Origin of the sequence: Leptospira haakeii, assembly GCF_002812045.1 — a bacterium.
GTDB classification, from domain to species: Bacteria; Spirochaetota; Leptospiria; order Leptospirales; family Leptospiraceae; genus Leptospira_B; species Leptospira_B haakeii.
The window spans coordinates 716,655-731,111 of the sequence record NZ_NPEG01000001.1 but is presented as its reverse complement, the minus strand read 5'-3'; the positions used below and the strand labels follow the sequence as shown (position 1 = coordinate 731,111).

The 14,457-nt window shown below is 39.4% G+C and carries 14 protein-coding genes; 8 read left to right on the top strand and 6 right to left on the bottom strand.

Annotated elements, in window-relative coordinates:
• Positions 1-5: 5 nt before the first annotated feature.
• Positions 6-716, top strand: a complete 711-nt coding sequence (locus CH377_RS03460; protein ID WP_100722807.1) for a lysophospholipid acyltransferase family protein — start codon at positions 6-8, stop codon at positions 714-716.
• Here CH377_RS03460 and dapF read toward each other — a convergent pair.
• Positions 713-1,582, bottom strand: coding sequence for a diaminopimelate epimerase (gene dapF, locus CH377_RS03455; protein WP_100722411.1), 870 nt, complete (start codon positions 1,580-1,582; stop codon positions 713-715). The two genes, CH377_RS03460 and dapF, sit on opposite strands and share 4 nt — an antisense overlap.
• 153 nt (positions 1,583-1,735) lie before the next feature.
• Between dapF and CH377_RS03450 the strand changes: the two genes are divergently transcribed.
• Positions 1,736-2,596, top strand: coding sequence for a class I SAM-dependent methyltransferase (locus CH377_RS03450; protein ID WP_100722410.1), 861 nt, complete (start codon positions 1,736-1,738; stop codon positions 2,594-2,596).
• Between the two features lie 16 nt (positions 2,597-2,612).
• On the opposite strand, the gene CH377_RS03445 is transcribed toward CH377_RS03450, so the two are convergent.
• Positions 2,613-3,770 carry an FAD-dependent oxidoreductase gene (locus CH377_RS03445; protein WP_100722409.1) on the bottom strand — a complete coding sequence of 386 codons (1,158 nt, stop codon included), beginning with the start codon at positions 3,768-3,770 and terminating at the stop codon, positions 2,613-2,615.
• A 122-nt stretch (positions 3,771-3,892) separates the two neighbouring features.
• Between CH377_RS03445 and CH377_RS03440 the strand changes: the two genes are divergently transcribed.
• Positions 3,893-4,453, top strand: a complete 561-nt coding sequence (locus tag CH377_RS03440) for a TetR/AcrR family transcriptional regulator (protein ID WP_100722408.1) — start codon at positions 3,893-3,895, stop codon at positions 4,451-4,453.
• Between the two features lie 29 nt (positions 4,454-4,482).
• Here CH377_RS03440 and CH377_RS03435 read toward each other — a convergent pair whose 3' ends face one another.
• On the bottom strand, positions 4,483-5,235 hold the full coding sequence (locus tag CH377_RS03435) for an HAD family hydrolase (RefSeq protein ID WP_100722407.1): 753 nt from the start codon (positions 5,233-5,235) through the stop codon (positions 4,483-4,485).
• Between the two features lie 115 nt (positions 5,236-5,350).
• Between CH377_RS03435 and CH377_RS03430 the strand changes: the two genes are divergently transcribed.
• The 3 genes from CH377_RS03430 (at position 5,351) to CH377_RS03420 (ending at position 8,574) form a co-directional block, all read left to right on the top strand.
• A complete protein-coding gene (locus tag CH377_RS03430; protein ID WP_100722406.1) occupies positions 5,351-6,955 on the top strand; it encodes an NAD(P)-binding protein in 1,605 nt (534 codons plus the stop codon).
• Entirely contained in the window at positions 6,955-8,103 is a 1,149-nt protein-coding gene (locus tag CH377_RS03425; protein ID WP_100722405.1) for a hypothetical protein, read from the top strand. The genes CH377_RS03430 and CH377_RS03425 overlap by 1 nt, the downstream gene beginning before the upstream one ends.
• Before the next feature lie 99 nt (positions 8,104-8,202).
• Complete coding sequence (locus CH377_RS03420) at positions 8,203-8,574, top strand: VOC family protein (RefSeq protein ID WP_100708606.1); 372 nt, start codon at positions 8,203-8,205, stop codon at positions 8,572-8,574.
• 83 nt (positions 8,575-8,657) lie between these two features.
• On the opposite strand, the gene CH377_RS03415 is transcribed toward CH377_RS03420, so the two are convergent.
• Both CH377_RS03415 and CH377_RS03410 read right to left on the bottom strand, forming a co-directional pair.
• Entirely contained in the window at positions 8,658-8,858 is a 201-nt protein-coding gene (locus tag CH377_RS03415; RefSeq protein WP_100708607.1) for a hypothetical protein, read from the bottom strand.
• 69 nt (positions 8,859-8,927) lie between these two features.
• Positions 8,928-9,656 (bottom strand): LIC10067 family putative lipoprotein, encoded by a 729-nt coding sequence (locus tag CH377_RS03410; protein ID WP_100722404.1) that lies wholly within the window; start codon positions 9,654-9,656, stop codon positions 8,928-8,930.
• 124 nt (positions 9,657-9,780) lie between these two features.
• Here CH377_RS03410 and CH377_RS03405 point away from each other — a divergent pair, with 124 nt between their 5' ends.
• Together CH377_RS03405 and dcd are read left to right on the top strand one after the other, a co-directional pair.
• Positions 9,781-10,554, top strand: a complete 774-nt coding sequence (locus CH377_RS03405) for an enoyl-CoA hydratase/isomerase family protein (RefSeq protein ID WP_100722403.1) — start codon at positions 9,781-9,783, stop codon at positions 10,552-10,554.
• A gap of 70 nt (positions 10,555-10,624) precedes the next feature.
• On the top strand, positions 10,625-11,155 hold the full coding sequence (gene dcd, locus CH377_RS03400; RefSeq protein ID WP_100722402.1) for a dCTP deaminase: 531 nt from the start codon (positions 10,625-10,627) through the stop codon (positions 11,153-11,155).
• Between the two features lie 7 nt (positions 11,156-11,162).
• On the opposite strand, the gene CH377_RS03395 is transcribed toward dcd, so the two are convergent.
• Positions 11,163-14,357 (bottom strand): SpoIIE family protein phosphatase, encoded by a 3,195-nt coding sequence (locus CH377_RS03395; protein WP_100722401.1) that lies wholly within the window; start codon positions 14,355-14,357, stop codon positions 11,163-11,165.
• Positions 14,358-14,457: the final 100 nt, after the last annotated feature.

Sequence of the window (14,457 nt, the reverse complement as noted above, 5' to 3'; positions counted from 1 at the left end):
TGACCGTGGAGAAAGAAGCAAAAACATATCTTCGGATCAAAAATTTCGTGGCCCCCTTCATAGGTTTGGCTGTGGATATTACCGCGTACGGAACCGAAAACATTGTAACTAGCGGTAAAGTAATTCTTACCTGCAATCATAGATCCGATATGGATCCATTTATTCTTTCTTACACTTTTCCTCGATTCATTTCTTGGATCGCTGCAGAATACACTTTTAGAATTCCTATCTTCAGAGATCTTGCAAAGATTGCAGGCGGGATCCCTATGTCTATCGACGGAAATATTTCTATCGGTTCCATTAAGATGATCCAACAGGTTTTCAAAAAAGGTGAGACCCTAGGAATTTTCCCGGAAGGCCATGATTATATGGTCAAAAACGATTTTAAATCCGGAATGGTAGATTTTCATTCAGGATTCGCAGCATTCTCCATTCGCAATAAAGTGGATATTCTTCCTTCTGTAATCATACCTGTCGAAGAATCTTATTCTGATATCCCGATCCCACCTATCGTTCGTAGCTTTATGGGAATGCCTAAAGAAGTCTGTGATATCAAAAAACGTGCGATCTATAAAAAGGTAAAAGTGATCTACGGAGAAAAAGTAGATCATAGAGAATTTCTTTCAGGCACATTAGAGGAGAATATGAAACAACTCTCCGATGTAGTTAGAAACAGAATGATCGCTTTGCAAGAAGGTCAGTACGCGGAAGCTTAAACTTCCACGACTCCACTGAATACTTCTGTAGCAGGTCCTGTCATCAGCACGTGACCCGATTCAAGCAACTGTACTCTTAAAGTTCCGCCTCTTAGATCGATACGAACATCTTTTCCTGTTTTACCATTTAGGTGAGAAGCAGTCATCACTGCACAAGCGCCTGTTCCGCAGGCCAATGTTTCTCCTGCACCTCTTTCCCATGTTCTTTGGTAGAGATGATCTTTTCCTCTTAAGGAAACGAATTCCACATTCACTCTACGAGGAAATAATTCAGTATGATTTTCGATGAGAGGCCCGATCTCTCTGACTGGGAATTTATCCGGATCTTCTACATAAATAATGCAGTGAGGATTTCCCATACTTACAGCGCTGAATTTTAAATTATAAGAAGAATAGCCTGGCAATCCACTTAAGAAAGAAAGAGGCTGTTCTAAAATTGGATTTTCATTCTCCCATTTAACCGGGATTAAAGAAGGAACTAAGATCGGTTTTCCCATATCTACGGAAACCTGTTCCACTTTACCGCTTCCATTTACTTTAAGGTCTAGCTCTAAAATTCCGGCCCCGGTTTCTATCTTAGGTTGTTTTTTGTTCGTAAGCCCGTGATCGAATACGTACTTTCCTACGCAGCGAATTCCGTTCCCGCACATTTCGGAAGAGGAACCATCCGCATTGTACATATCCATTTGGAAATCGCCTTTATTGGATGCACGGATAAAGATCACACCATCACCTCCGATCCCGAAATTACGGTCGGAAAGTTTTTGGATCTGCTCCGGACTCAGACGTAAATCGTCCTTGGTTGCATCCACATATACGTAATCGTTACCGATCCCTTCCATCTTGGTAAAATGTACTTTAGCCAAATGAATCTCCTAATAATACCTGAGAGGTTGTTTCCATGCTTCCAATCGGCGCTTCCTTGGAAAATCCAAAAAGGCTCAAATAAGTTCCGTTTTTTACTGGAATTTAGAGACTGAAACTCAAGAGTAAACTATCAACTCTTCGGACACTTCTCTTTGAACCAGACCTGCTATCTCTGCGGAAGCCAGAAAAACAAAACCTTATTCGTCGAAAACGGAATCCCAATCGTACGTTGTCTGAATTGCAGCCATGCGTTCTCCACTTACGAACAAGACGAACATTACGAAGGATACTGGGATGACGAAACCGGTTATGATTTAGACTGGTGGGATGTGGCTCATAGAGACATCTATAAAGACTTCATAGGCAAATTTCTCTCGGCTCCTAAGGGAAAAATTTTGGACGTTGGTTGCGGACTTGGCTTCTTCGTTAAAACAATCGGGACTATAAGACCAGGTTGGGAAGCAGTAGGTTATGAGATCTCCGAAAAAGCGGTTAAATTCGCGAGAGAGAAGAACGGACTCAAACAAGTATTTCCAGGAATCGTTCAGGACAGTGGACTTCCGAAAGAAAGTTTTGATATCATTACTCTGTGGGATGTGATCGAACATATCCCTAAACCACATAGCCTTATCCAATATCTATTTGGACTGCTGAAACCTGGCGGATTTTTATTCGTTCAAACTCCTAATTTCCCTGTCCAGCTATTCAAGGCAAATTTGAAAGTTGCATTGAAAGGTATGCAAGAAGGTGGACATTACCTAGAAGCAAAAGATCATATTAACGATTATACGGAAAAAACCTTAGGGCTTCTAGCGGAGCAATGTGGATTCTCTTCAGTAGAATTTTCTATCTTAAAACCGATTGCTTCCGTATCCGGAGTTTCCGGTCCTAAAGCAAAATTAGGAGTCTTCCTGAAAAAGGCATTCTATTATGGAACCTTAATGCTTTGGTATCTAACATTCAAACAAGTGAACCTAAATCTGACCTTGTTTGCTTTGCTCAGAAAGAAGTAATAGTTTTACAGAGAGATTAGGCCAACATCTGCAATAATCTTTCTGTAGCTCTTTCAGAATGCATCCATTCCGTCATTTCTAAGGACTCTTGTGCTTCTTTTGCAGATCTTATTTGCATTTGTTTTTCGTAAGAAGCAATCGCAGTTTGTATATCTTTAAAATTTTCATTTGTAAGGCATTCGCTTAATTCCAAAGAATCTAGCATTGCTAAGTTTACACCTTCACCAGATGGAGGCATAGGATGTGCTGCATCACCCAAGATGGTAAGATTAGGTAAAGTACTCCAAGTCTGATCTAAAGGCATACAATATTGAGGGCGAAGTAAAAGAGGCAAATTTACGTTTTCAGCCAACTCAAGCCAAACAGAATCCCATTTAGAGAATTCCTCTTTAAACCATGCGAGAACTTGTGTCTTATCCGAAAAATTTATTCCGCTATTCTGAATCCAGTTTTCTTCCTTCTTACAACTAACATAAAAATCTAAACTTCCATCTCCTTTGGATGATACATGTAAAAATTTTTCACCATCATAAGCGTAAAGTTTTCCGCCCTTCAGTAATTTATGAATCCCAGGCGCTGCTGTTTCAGAATCTGGTACATTTCCTTGTACGATTGTTACACCAGAATAGAAAGGTTTGGTAGAAGTGATAAAAGGTCTGATCTTAGAATTTGCACCATCTGCTCCGATTACAATGTCCGCAGTAGCTGTATTACCATTCTTGAATTCAAGTTTCCAGATATTGCCAATCTGTACCATAGATTTAAACTGACTGTCCCATACAACAGTATCAGGTTGCAGAGAATTTAATAACATATCCCTTAAAGGTCCTCTGTCAATTTCAGGTCTGAATCTTTCATCGTCGAAATCTTCAGTAGATTCTTTATCATGCTCGTCATAGAGTATTTTTGCATGTTCATCTAGAACTCGGCCCTTGTCCGCACCAGGTCTGTAATTCGCTTTAAAAGCATCCATCAAATCAGCAGCTTCCATTACCTTTAAACCTGATTCAAAATGTAAATCTAGGGTTGCGCCTTGCACTCGGACATCTCTATTAATATCCCTTTCATAAACTTTTACGTCTACACCCTTGAGCTGTAAAAGCCGAGCAAGAGTTAAACCGCCTGGACCACCACCAATAATGGCTACTTGTTTGTTTTCTAAATTTCCTTTCATACGTAGGAATATAGACGATAAAAATATTTAAATCAATTAAATATTTTATTAATTTAAATATTTATCTAGATAAAAAATTAATCCTATTTACCTAGTTCTCGGGTCGGGGAATAATGCCATATATGGGCTTAAGAGAACTCAAAAAAGATAGAATGCGTAAATCTATCTCTAACCTAGCAACTCGACTTTTCATCGAAAAAGGTTACCACAATGTTACGATGGCAGAGATTGCTGAAAAAGCCCAAGTATCCGTGCCGACTTTATTTAATTACTTTTCATCCAAGGAAGCGTTAGTATTCGATGAAGACAAAGAACAGGAAAAAGAACTGATCGACGCAGTGATTTCTAGAAAGCCTGGGATGTCCATCCTGGATTCGCTTAGAGAGTTTACTATCGAGCACGCCACACTTGGGCCAGAGGAATTAAAAAATTTTAAAGAGTTTAATCATCTGATCGATTCGACACCGGAATTGAACAATTATGCAAAGTCAATGTGGATGAGACATGAACAAACCTTGGCTTCTACGATCCAAAAAGAAGCAAAGAAAAAAATCAGTAAGATAGAAGCAGAAGCGATCGCGCATTTCTGTTTGGATTCACTTCATAGATCTTTGAAATTCGCAAATCCAAAAGCAAGTATAGATTCTCTATTTTCTTTGTTTAAGAATGGCTGGAACGGATAATTCAATTTAATAAATTTTAAACTAAAATTTTATAGTACGATTCCTTTTTCTAGACTTAATATATAGTTTAAGGCTGAAGATAGATCTGGAGATTCCCAATATTCTTTTCCTTCTAAACTTTTCTTTTCCAACACTGATTTGGTTTTAGCAGAAGAGATTGGACTTTTTAAATAAAAAGCTTCTAACCCGAAAGCAAGCCCTCCACCTATATCGTCTTTCAAAGAATCTCCTATGATATATGATTTTTTAGGATCTGCATCCGTTAAAGCCTTATCAAAGATCAAAGCAGAAGGTTTTTCCGCTCCACTTTCTTCTGAGGTTACTAATTTGTATTGGATGTCTTTTGGAAAAAGGACGGACAATTTCAGCAATTGAGTTCTGAGAGATTCATTTGTGATAACGACCAAATTCTGAACTTCTTGGAGAGCCTTCAGCAGAGATAAGATCTTTTTGAACTCGGTAGCATTCTTTTTTTTCCAATCTTTGATCCCTTGTAGAAAAAACCCGAAATAAGTAGAGTCCAGTTTCAAAACAAAAGCGGGATCCAACTTTCCAAAAATAAGCTCCGACATCTTCTTAAAATAAAGAATACGTAGTCGATTGACTGGGTTATTGGGGAGTTCTTTTTTCACTTCTGCCCGAACTATATCGTACACCTTTTTGAATTCTTTGGAAGAAGAGAAGCCCAAGGTCTTTGCTTTTTTTTCCATTTCACGGATCGTAAACTCATAGATCCCAATAGAATCGAAAACCGTATTATCTAAATCCAAAAGAACTGCCATAACTCTAAAATTCCCGGACCGATCGGAAAGCCAAGGAGAGTTTTGGAAAATGCTCAGGAAATTTCTTTTTCCTTGCTTCTTCTTCCCTCAAAACTAATCTGCAATCCGTTCGTTTATGTCTGAAGATCGTTTTTCCAGAAAAGTATTCCTTTCCGCATTAATATTTTGCGCGGCCCTCTTAGGGATCGGTTCCTATTTCAGATTTCGAAAAAGAAAGATACAAGGAAGTATCTTAGGTCCGGATAAAGAAACTGGTCATAGACTCAGGCAAGTAAGAACAGACTTTTCTCCGACGAGCACAATCAAAACAAAGGTGCTTATCGCAGGAGGAGGGATCTCAGGACTTTCCTCAGGATACTACCTATCCCAATTCGGGATCTCAGATTACTTGATCTTAGATCTGGAGAAGGATATTGGAGGAAATTCCAGATACTCGGAAACAAATTCCTTAAAATATCCTTGGGGTGCGCATTATCTTCCTCAACCAGGGCCCGAGTCAGTATTGGTTCGTAAATTTTTAGAAGAGAATGGACTCGTCCAAGGCAAAGACTCGAGCGGAAATCCAATCTATCCGGAAAAGTATCTATGTTTCGATCCGGAAGAAAGACTTTTTTACCAAGGAAGATGGCAAGCAGGTTTAATTCCGAGAAGAAGTGGAGAACCTGATGCCCAAGAATTATTATTTCGTAAAATTATAAACTCTTGGCAAAACAAGCGAGGAAGAGACGGACAAAAAGCATTTTGCATTCCGATAGATCATTCTTCCAGAGATCCTGAAATCTTAAAATTAGATCGAATCACTTTTTCAGAGTATATAAAATCGTTAGGAATACAATCACCTGAGATCTTATGGTATGCTGACTATTGCACTCGGGATGATTATGGTGGGAATTCCGACAATATCTCTGCTTGGGCGGGACTTCACTATTTCTGTTCTCGTTTGAGAGAAGATGAGGATTCTCCTCCAGTTCTGACCTGGCCGGAAGGAAACGGATTCCTGTTGGAGCTCTTACGAAACCCCTCTAAAGATAAAATCAGGACTTCTACACTCGTAGAAAGAATTCGTAAAAACTCCCGAACCTGGGAAATTAACGCTTATGATGTGAAAGAAAAGAAAGATATTCTCATCCAAGCCGAACAGGTAATTTACTCTTTACCTTCTTTCACCAGAAGATATATTTTAGGAGAGAAGGACCCATTCCTGAATAAATTAGAATATTCTCCATGGTTGGTTGCAAATCTATTCGTGGATGAACTTCCTCAAGGGAAAGGCCATCCGCCTGCTTGGGAGAATGTAATTTATAAAAGTAAATCTCTCGGCTATGTTATATCCACTCACCAAGATTTGAGGGCACTCAGACCCCAATCCGTTCTTACTTATTATCTTGCCTTTGGAGAAAAGGATACTCTTGCTTCAAGAAGATCCATTCTCCCTAAAACCTGGGAAAGTTGGAAAGAAGAGATGCTCTCCGATCTGAAAAGACCCCATCCAAATATAGAAAGTTTGGTTTCACGTATCGATATCATGACTCATGCACACGCAATGATACGCCCTGTTCCGGGTTTTCTTTGGGGAGGAGAAAGAGAAGAACTGGCAAAATCAGGATCAGGAATTCATTTCGCTCATTGTGATCTAAGCGGTATCTCCATTTTCGAAGAAGCTTTGTATAGAGGATTCGAAGCTTCTAAAAAAGTCCAAACCTTAGCCAAGAGAAGTTAATGGAAGAGAAGAAACCCCTTAGTAGCCCATGGATCATTTCTAAAAGATTCGATCTCACTTGGTTTATTGCGCCAGGACTTATTTCCGTAATTATAGTACTTCTCGCGAGTTACTTTGGATTTCCGGAACCTTCTTCCCTGGGATCCTCTAGAACAAGTGGTAACGCTCTGCCTCCTTGGCTTTGGTTACTTCTTATTCCAGGTATAGATGTTTCTCATGTTTATTCTACTTTGTTTAGAGCCTACTTCGATAAAGAAGTTTGGAATCGAAAAAAAGTTCTTCTAAGTTTAGTTCCATTTCTATGTTTTATAATAGCTCTGATCCTTTACTCATTCGGAAAATTATTTTTTTGGGGGGCGATGGCTTATCTTGCAGTATTTCATTTTATCAGACAACAATATGGTTTCCTAAGTTTGTATACGAGGACTGAACCTAAAACTGAAAGCAAGATCCCTTTTTTATTAGATAAGATCTGCTTGTATATGGTGACCGGCTTACCTATTTTATATTGGCATATAGTTCCAGGAGGAAGGCATTTCGAATGGTTTATAGAAGGTGATTTTTATCAATATCCAAATCATTCTATTTCGAATTTCATCCATATACTATTTTGGGTCTCAGTGATAGTATACTCTTTAAGCCAAGTCTACCTTCTTCTTAAAAGAAGAAGGGTTAGTGTCGGAAAACTTCTACTCTTATTAAACACGGCTTCTGTGTGGTATGTAGGTATAATATTATTAAATAATGATTTTGCATTTACTCTAACGAACGTGATCAACCATGGGATTCCCTATATGGCCCTGGTATTCGCATATTCCAATTTCAGAAAGAAACAGCTTTCATCCTTCTTCTATAATAGCTTTCGTAACGGAGCATTGGCCATTCTAAGCTTCTCATTAGTATTATTGGCATTCGCATTTTCTGAAGAATGGCTTTGGGATAGTTTTGTATGGCGGGAACATCCGTATCTATTCGGAAACTCTTCCGTAATAAAAGCAGAACTAGGACTGGGCCTTGAGGGAATCTTAGTGCCTATCTTCTTTCTTCCCCAATTTACTCATTATATCTTGGATGGGTTCCTTTGGAAGGGAGGAAAAAACAACTCAGAGCTGGAAGGCTTTATAGGCCTCCGAAATTTAGGCTCATAAAGTCCATCCGACTTGAAAATCGAGTATCTTACGGTTTTCCGATAGACAAGCCCGGTTTTCATCTCATAATGACGAAAAAGGAAAACAGGATCTACCTCAATGATCATCGTAGAAGGAATCGATTATATTGTAATACCTACCGGGGATATAGAAGCCTCTGTAAAATTCTATTCCGAACTATTTGATTTCGAGACGATCGAGGAAAAAGGAAACGAATTCGCAATCATCGGTTTGGATTCCGTGAACATTAAACTCCTCAATACCAACGGAGTTAAAAGTTCTTTAACCGAAGTTAAATCCCCTGTCCTCAGTTTCGTATTGGATGTGGATGATTTTACCGAAGCGATCGTAGAACTCGAGTCTAAGTCAGTTCAAATCGTAAGAGGACCAGAAACCAGAGACGGGGGAGAGTTCCTTCATTTCTTGGATCCGTCCGGTAATATTTTAGAGATCAATTACAAAGAAGATTAAGACCTAAACAAACGGCCTTAATAAAAAAAAGCCCTCAGTTGAGGGCTTTTTTATTGGGTTTAGACAAATCGGGCCAAAAGAAGTTAGGAGATCTTGTCTACAAATGCTCCCTTAGTTTTATAAATATCGCCCGCATAACTGGGATTCATTGCTTTTTGGTCAAAAACTTCAGCCTGTTTATTTTCATAAGGCTTATTAGGAATTCCTTCCACCTTAGGCATTTTACGTGGATCAGAAGAAGCCTTTTCAGCGAGTCCGAGATATATAGAGGTTATTGTTGACATTCAGTAATCCCTCCATTCCGATCCTAATCTAAATCGATTAATAAACCAAGTATTTTTTTACCCTAAAAATTAGGGAAAAGACACTGTACAGTTCCCCTTTCCTGTAGTAACGAACATCTGGACCGTATAATAGCTGGAGAAGGTCAACGTAGGTTCAAAAACCCAGGTATTTGTATCTGAAAAAGTTCCAACATCCGTCCGGGTACAGGTCTTGGAAAACTTAGAATAGATTAGATAGGTTTCGCAGGCGATCTTAACATTGGTTGGCCCGTCCGGGTTCAAATCGATCCTTAGTGCTTTCGTTCCTGTCTGACCTGAAATTGCAAAAGTTTTAGAATCAGGGTAAGTAACTCCTAATTCTTCACCATACAGATTGTCGAAAGACTTATAACAATCTATGTAGAATTTCCTGCCGTAGCAGTTAGTAGCCGTATCTCCGTTATTCTCATCACAGATAACCGGTCCTTCCTTAGTCACAAATAATGTTCCGCTAGAAGCTCCAGCAGGAACTACAGTGACGATCTCCGTGCTAGTTGCACTCAGAACACTCGCCGAAACCCCATTGAATTTTACAGTTGTTAAGCTTGTACTAGGAGAGAATAAACGGCCCTTAATTGTGACCGTTGTTCCTACTGTTGTTCCAATTGGAGGGGATCCACTAGGAGGATCAATCTCTGTGATCACCGGATTCCCCAAACCTAATTGACTGGCAAGGTCCGAGTCCTTGCTATTAGAACAAGCAAGTCCAAATATAAATAGAGATAAAATAATAGCTAAGATCTGAATCTGAAATCGCATTTTTTCTTTAACCTAGAACCATTCGCACGTAACGCTTTTGCTTGCCGTTTTTAAAAAACCGCAGAATCTACCCAATTATCGGAAAGATTCAGGCTATCCGGGAAAGATTTTTTAGAAGGCAAACATGAGCGAGACTGTTCTTTATTCCATCGAAGATTATACGTGCATAATCAGTTTAAATCGACCCGAAAAACGAAACGCAATTTCTAAAGAATTACTCTATCAACTTATGTCTCATATAGAAAGAGCAAGCAAGGACCCTAAAATCCGCGCTCTAGTACTCAGGGGAGAAGGTTCCGTATTCTGCGCGGGCGCCGACCTGAAAGAAAGAGCGGATATGTCGGAGAAAGAAGTACATAAATTTCTAGACGAAGTAGGCAAATGTTTTCTCGCTTTGGAAAATCTTCCCTTCCCAACAATCGCTGCCTTGGATGGAGATGCGTATGGTGGTGGATTAGAAATGGCTCTCTGCTGCGATTTTATTCTGATGAGCGCAGAAGCAAAAGTTGGTCTTACCGAAACTGGACTTGGTATTATTCCTGGTGCAGGTGGAACTCAAAGGCTTCCACGTAGAGTAGGAAAAACAAAAGCATTAGAACTTATCTTAACCGCTTCCGTAATAGATGCGCAAACCGCATTAGATATACAACTTGCAAATTCGGTATGGCATGATTCAGCATTTATGGCCGGAAAAAAATTGGCGTCCTTACTTTCCGAAAAAGCTCCCATCTCTTTGAAGCTCGCTAAAGAAGCAATTAGAGAAGGAGAAGGAAAAGATATACAAACTGCCTTAAAGATAGAAAGGAAACATTATAATAAAACGTTAAAAACAGAGGATAGGATAGAAGCCTTAAAGGCTTTCCGAGAAAAAAGAAAACCGGAATTTAAAGGAAAATAGAATTCCGAAAAAGGGAGGCGAGAGACAAGGCCGACCCGAAAATAGGCAAAACAAGGAAGCTGGAATACGAATGATTCTAACGGGCAAGGAAATTAAAAAAAGATTAGAGAAGGACATCATTATAGATCCTTACTCCGACAATAGATTAAATCCGAACTCTTATAATCTAAGGCTTCATAACGAATTGGTTCGTTATACAGAGAGCCCGTTAGATATGAAAAAATCCAATCCTTCCGAAAACCTGATCATACCTGATTCAGGACTGCTCTTACAACCAGGAGTTTTATATCTAGGTAGAACCTTAGAATACACTGAAACACATAACCTAGTACCTATGTTAGAAGGTCGTTCCTCCATCGGAAGATTAGGAATGTATGTGCACGTGACCGCGGGGTTCGGAGACGTAGGATTCAAAGGATTCTGGACTCTCGAAATTTCAGTCATCCAACCTTTAGTCATCTATCCGAATGTGGAAATATGCCAGATCTTCTATCACACTGTAGAAGGTGAGATCACGGAATACAAATCAGGCAAATACCAAGGCAATAAAGGTATCCAAACCTCTATGCTTTATAAGGATTTCGAGAGCGGAAAATATTAAACTTCTATCAAGAAGCTTTTCTATCTCTTTCGATCAATCTTACTAATTTCTGAGCGTTCTCGTCTTCCGGGTCCTTCTCCAGAGCTAAACGAGCATATTCTAAAGCTAATTCGAATTGTTCCGTCTGACGATATAAGTCGGAAAGATTGATCAAGTTCATGGGGTTATCCGGTTGGAGTTCCTCCATTCTTTTTGCAGCCAAGATGGCTTCATCCATTCTTCCGATCCTGCGATTCGCCAAAGAAAGATAATACCAGTATTCTACTAAGTCAGGGTCTGATCCCAGATACTTGTTCAGAACTTCTACTGCTTTTCCGTAATTTTTACCTTTAAAGCTTAGAAGTCCAAGTAGTTTGGTTACCTTTGTATTTTGGGGATCTGATTTGTATAAACCTTCAAGCGCACCAAGTGCCTCACTCAAGCGGCCACCCATATAATCTTCTTTGGCTTTTTTATAGATAAATTTCCAATCGAATGGGTCTGAGATCTCATCTTCTTTTCCATTTGTCTCTGCGGAGGCGACAGGAGAATACTCAATTCTAAGAAGGGAAAGGTCGTCAGTTAACTCTCCAACTTTTAGGACTTCTTCTTCGATTCTCTCCAGATCACCTTGTCCTTTTTCCACCATTTGTAAGAATAGCATCTCATCTTCATTGATAGTGCGTACTTCTTTTTCAGGAGTGAGATCTAAGTCGTCCTTACCGTCAGAACCAACGATCAAAATATCACCGGGTTCTAATCTTCCGGAATGGACTTTAAATTCGTATTCAGAATCCAATCCAATCTTTCTAAGAGTAAGTCCTGTTTCCAAGAAACCTGCTCTTCCATCTCTATACATTACGGAGAAAGGGTGCTCTGCATTGAAATACCAAAATTTACCTGTATCGTCTTCTATTACGACAAAGGTTCCTGAGATCACCATAGATCCGTTGAATGATTTGAAAACGGATTGCATCTCTTTATAAATTTCAGTTAAAAATTCGGAAGGAGTAGTATCTAAAACTCGATCATTCGCTGCGGATCTTGCAAGAATAGAGTTAACCACAACCCCCATCACGAGAGAGCCCCCGGCGCCTTGCATGGACTTACCCATCGCATCTCCGTTCATCGCGAAAGTATAACGTTTATAATCGTTCTCTTTTCCAAGACGAAGATTTCCGGTTACACAAAGGTCTCCACCCAAATCCGCATGTTTACCTTTGAACTCAAATTTTTTCTTTTGGCGAAGAATAAAATCAGTACTTACCCTTGGAGATTTGTTCGCATTATAAAAAAGAGGTTTTGCCAATAGAGAAGTTAGGAAGTAATCTCCATCTTGCTGCACCTTAAGACGTTGGAGTTCCTCCATCTTTTCAGAAAGTTCTCTAGTTCTTTCTCTAACCTTAGTTGCCAAATGTTCCGCGTAATCTTGGAGTTCTCCCCTCGCTTTACGTATAGAAGTTACCATACTATTGAATGAGTCGGATAAAAATCCGATCTCATCTTTTAAGTCTACCTTCACTTCAACATCTAAGGCACCTAAGTTTACTTTTTCCACCCCGGAGAGTAATCTATTGAGCGGAGTCACCAAACTTTGGCGGAAGAATAATGGGAATACGAAGAATACTACGACCAAAACCAAACCCAAGATCAGAGTTTGTTTTGCTGCAGTCGGGTGCATAAATTCCCTATACTTGCGGTAAGAATAACCTACTTCGCTGACTACATCCTTATTCACATCGTAATGAATATAAGTTACGAAATGTTGGTGTTCATCTAAACTTTTTCTGTAATGGCGATACAATGCAGGTTGGAATGGACGGAAATATAAAAGTACTTCTGCCTTTAGATGTCCTATCAGTAGGTCCTTTTCGTCAAAGGTGCAAGTTGCGTCCTTCTCCTTCCATTTTTGAAGAAGATGTTCCTTGAACGGAATAACTCCTTTGTTTCCGACACCTTTCAGATAATTTCTACCATCCACGCAGAATTCTTTCGGAAAAATATAATCCAGTTTGTTAGAAGTTACGAAGACTGCTGTATTTAAAGTAATGAGATGATCGAATAATTTTGTTTTTAATTCATTTCCTTCCAGATTCGGATTATCATCCAAAAACTTCAGGATTGCAGCTCTGTATCCGCTGAAATATTCGTGAGTATCTTTAAGAGTTTTTTTAACTGAGCTTCTAAAACCTTCTTCTGCTAAAAGTTTCATATGCTCAAAGATAATCGTATTCTTAAAGTCTATCTCTAATTGAGGAAGTCTCAGATCATATTGATTATCATAACGAGAATAATCCACATTCTTGGATCCGCCTTCCCACTGAACGATATACAACATCTCAGGGATCTGCTTTCCACCCTCGAGAGCTCTAGACATGTTCACGATACTTTTGGTATCATACTCAGCTTCTTTATCTTGATTGGAGATGAAAACCAAGGCTTGCATGATCAACATCAATGTCACAAATGTAATCCCTACAATCTTGACCATGAAAGTGGTTTTTTCTTCACTGAAGTTTAAGAAGATTACCAGGATCAAAAAAATCCCGAGTGTCATTAAAAGAACGATAGAAGTTAAATAAGTGGAACGTTCAATCCATCCGTCTCGGCTGAGAATGTTCGTAAGTGCAGGAACCACACCACCCGCAAGTAGTGCTGCCATAAAACCGCCGATTGCAAATCGAACCCTTCCCTTAGTTTTGGTCATCCTATAGATAGGAAGGATCAAGAATGAGATCAGAACGAATAGCCCGATCAAAACCGCAATTATAGAAGAAGCCTTTTCAGCATTAAAATCCCAATGGTGGGCAGTGAAGTGATACTTTCTAGGAGAGCTAAGAGTAATATAATAAAAATAGGAAATCCCTATTGCTCCAACTGTATACATACCAATCAGAAGATTCCGGTTCATTTTGGGATTTGCATGTCCCGGATAACGTGCCAAGAACTGACCTAAGTGAATGAGGGCTGGAAGAATAAATCCGACGGTCAACCATCTATGATAAGCCGCCATCGGGTTATACAAAAATGCTGCGAAAAAATATCCGGCACAGAAGAAGGAAAAAAACAAAGCGCCTAATGCGAGATGCATCGTACTTGAAGATTTTTCTTTCAAGAAGAGGAAGAATAAGGAAGTACATAGAAACGCTAAAATCGATAGCAAACTTCCGAAAGAATAATAGTTCAGCAGAACATCGTTTTGTAAGATTGAAGAAATTTCCATGCAACCAATAAGGAATCGAATTCGGGACTATAACCCGAGCACCCGGGTTTCAAGAGCTTGGTCCCTTGGACAGGCTCTTATAAATGGATTATATTAAAGC

Excerpts from the sequence above, each read along its gene's own strand:
- CH377_RS03415 (WP_100708607.1), bottom strand. The coding sequence starts at position 8,858 with ATGTCAACAATAACCTCTATATATCTCGGACTCGCTGAAAAGGCTTCT.
- CH377_RS03430 (WP_100722406.1), top strand. The coding sequence starts at position 5,351 with ATGTCTGAAGATCGTTTTTCCAGAAAAGTATTCCTTTCCGCATTAATA.
- CH377_RS03420 (WP_100708606.1), top strand. The coding sequence starts at position 8,203 with ATGATCATCGTAGAAGGAATCGATTATATTGTAATACCTACCGGGGAT.
- CH377_RS03405 (WP_100722403.1), top strand. The coding sequence starts at position 9,781 with ATGAGCGAGACTGTTCTTTATTCCATCGAAGATTATACGTGCATAATC.
- dcd (WP_100722402.1), top strand. The coding sequence starts at position 10,625 with ATGATTCTAACGGGCAAGGAAATTAAAAAAAGATTAGAGAAGGACATC.
- CH377_RS03410 (WP_100722404.1), bottom strand. The coding sequence starts at position 9,656 with ATGCGATTTCAGATTCAGATCTTAGCTATTATTTTATCTCTATTTATA.
- CH377_RS03445 (WP_100722409.1), bottom strand. The coding sequence starts at position 3,770 with ATGAAAGGAAATTTAGAAAACAAACAAGTAGCCATTATTGGTGGTGGT.
- CH377_RS03440 (WP_100722408.1), top strand. The coding sequence starts at position 3,893 with ATGGGCTTAAGAGAACTCAAAAAAGATAGAATGCGTAAATCTATCTCT.
- CH377_RS03425 (WP_100722405.1), top strand. The coding sequence starts at position 6,955 with ATGGAAGAGAAGAAACCCCTTAGTAGCCCATGGATCATTTCTAAAAGA.
- CH377_RS03435 (WP_100722407.1), bottom strand. The coding sequence starts at position 5,235 with ATGGCAGTTCTTTTGGATTTAGATAATACGGTTTTCGATTCTATTGGG.
- CH377_RS03395 (WP_100722401.1), bottom strand. The coding sequence starts at position 14,357 with ATGGAAATTTCTTCAATCTTACAAAACGATGTTCTGCTGAACTATTAT.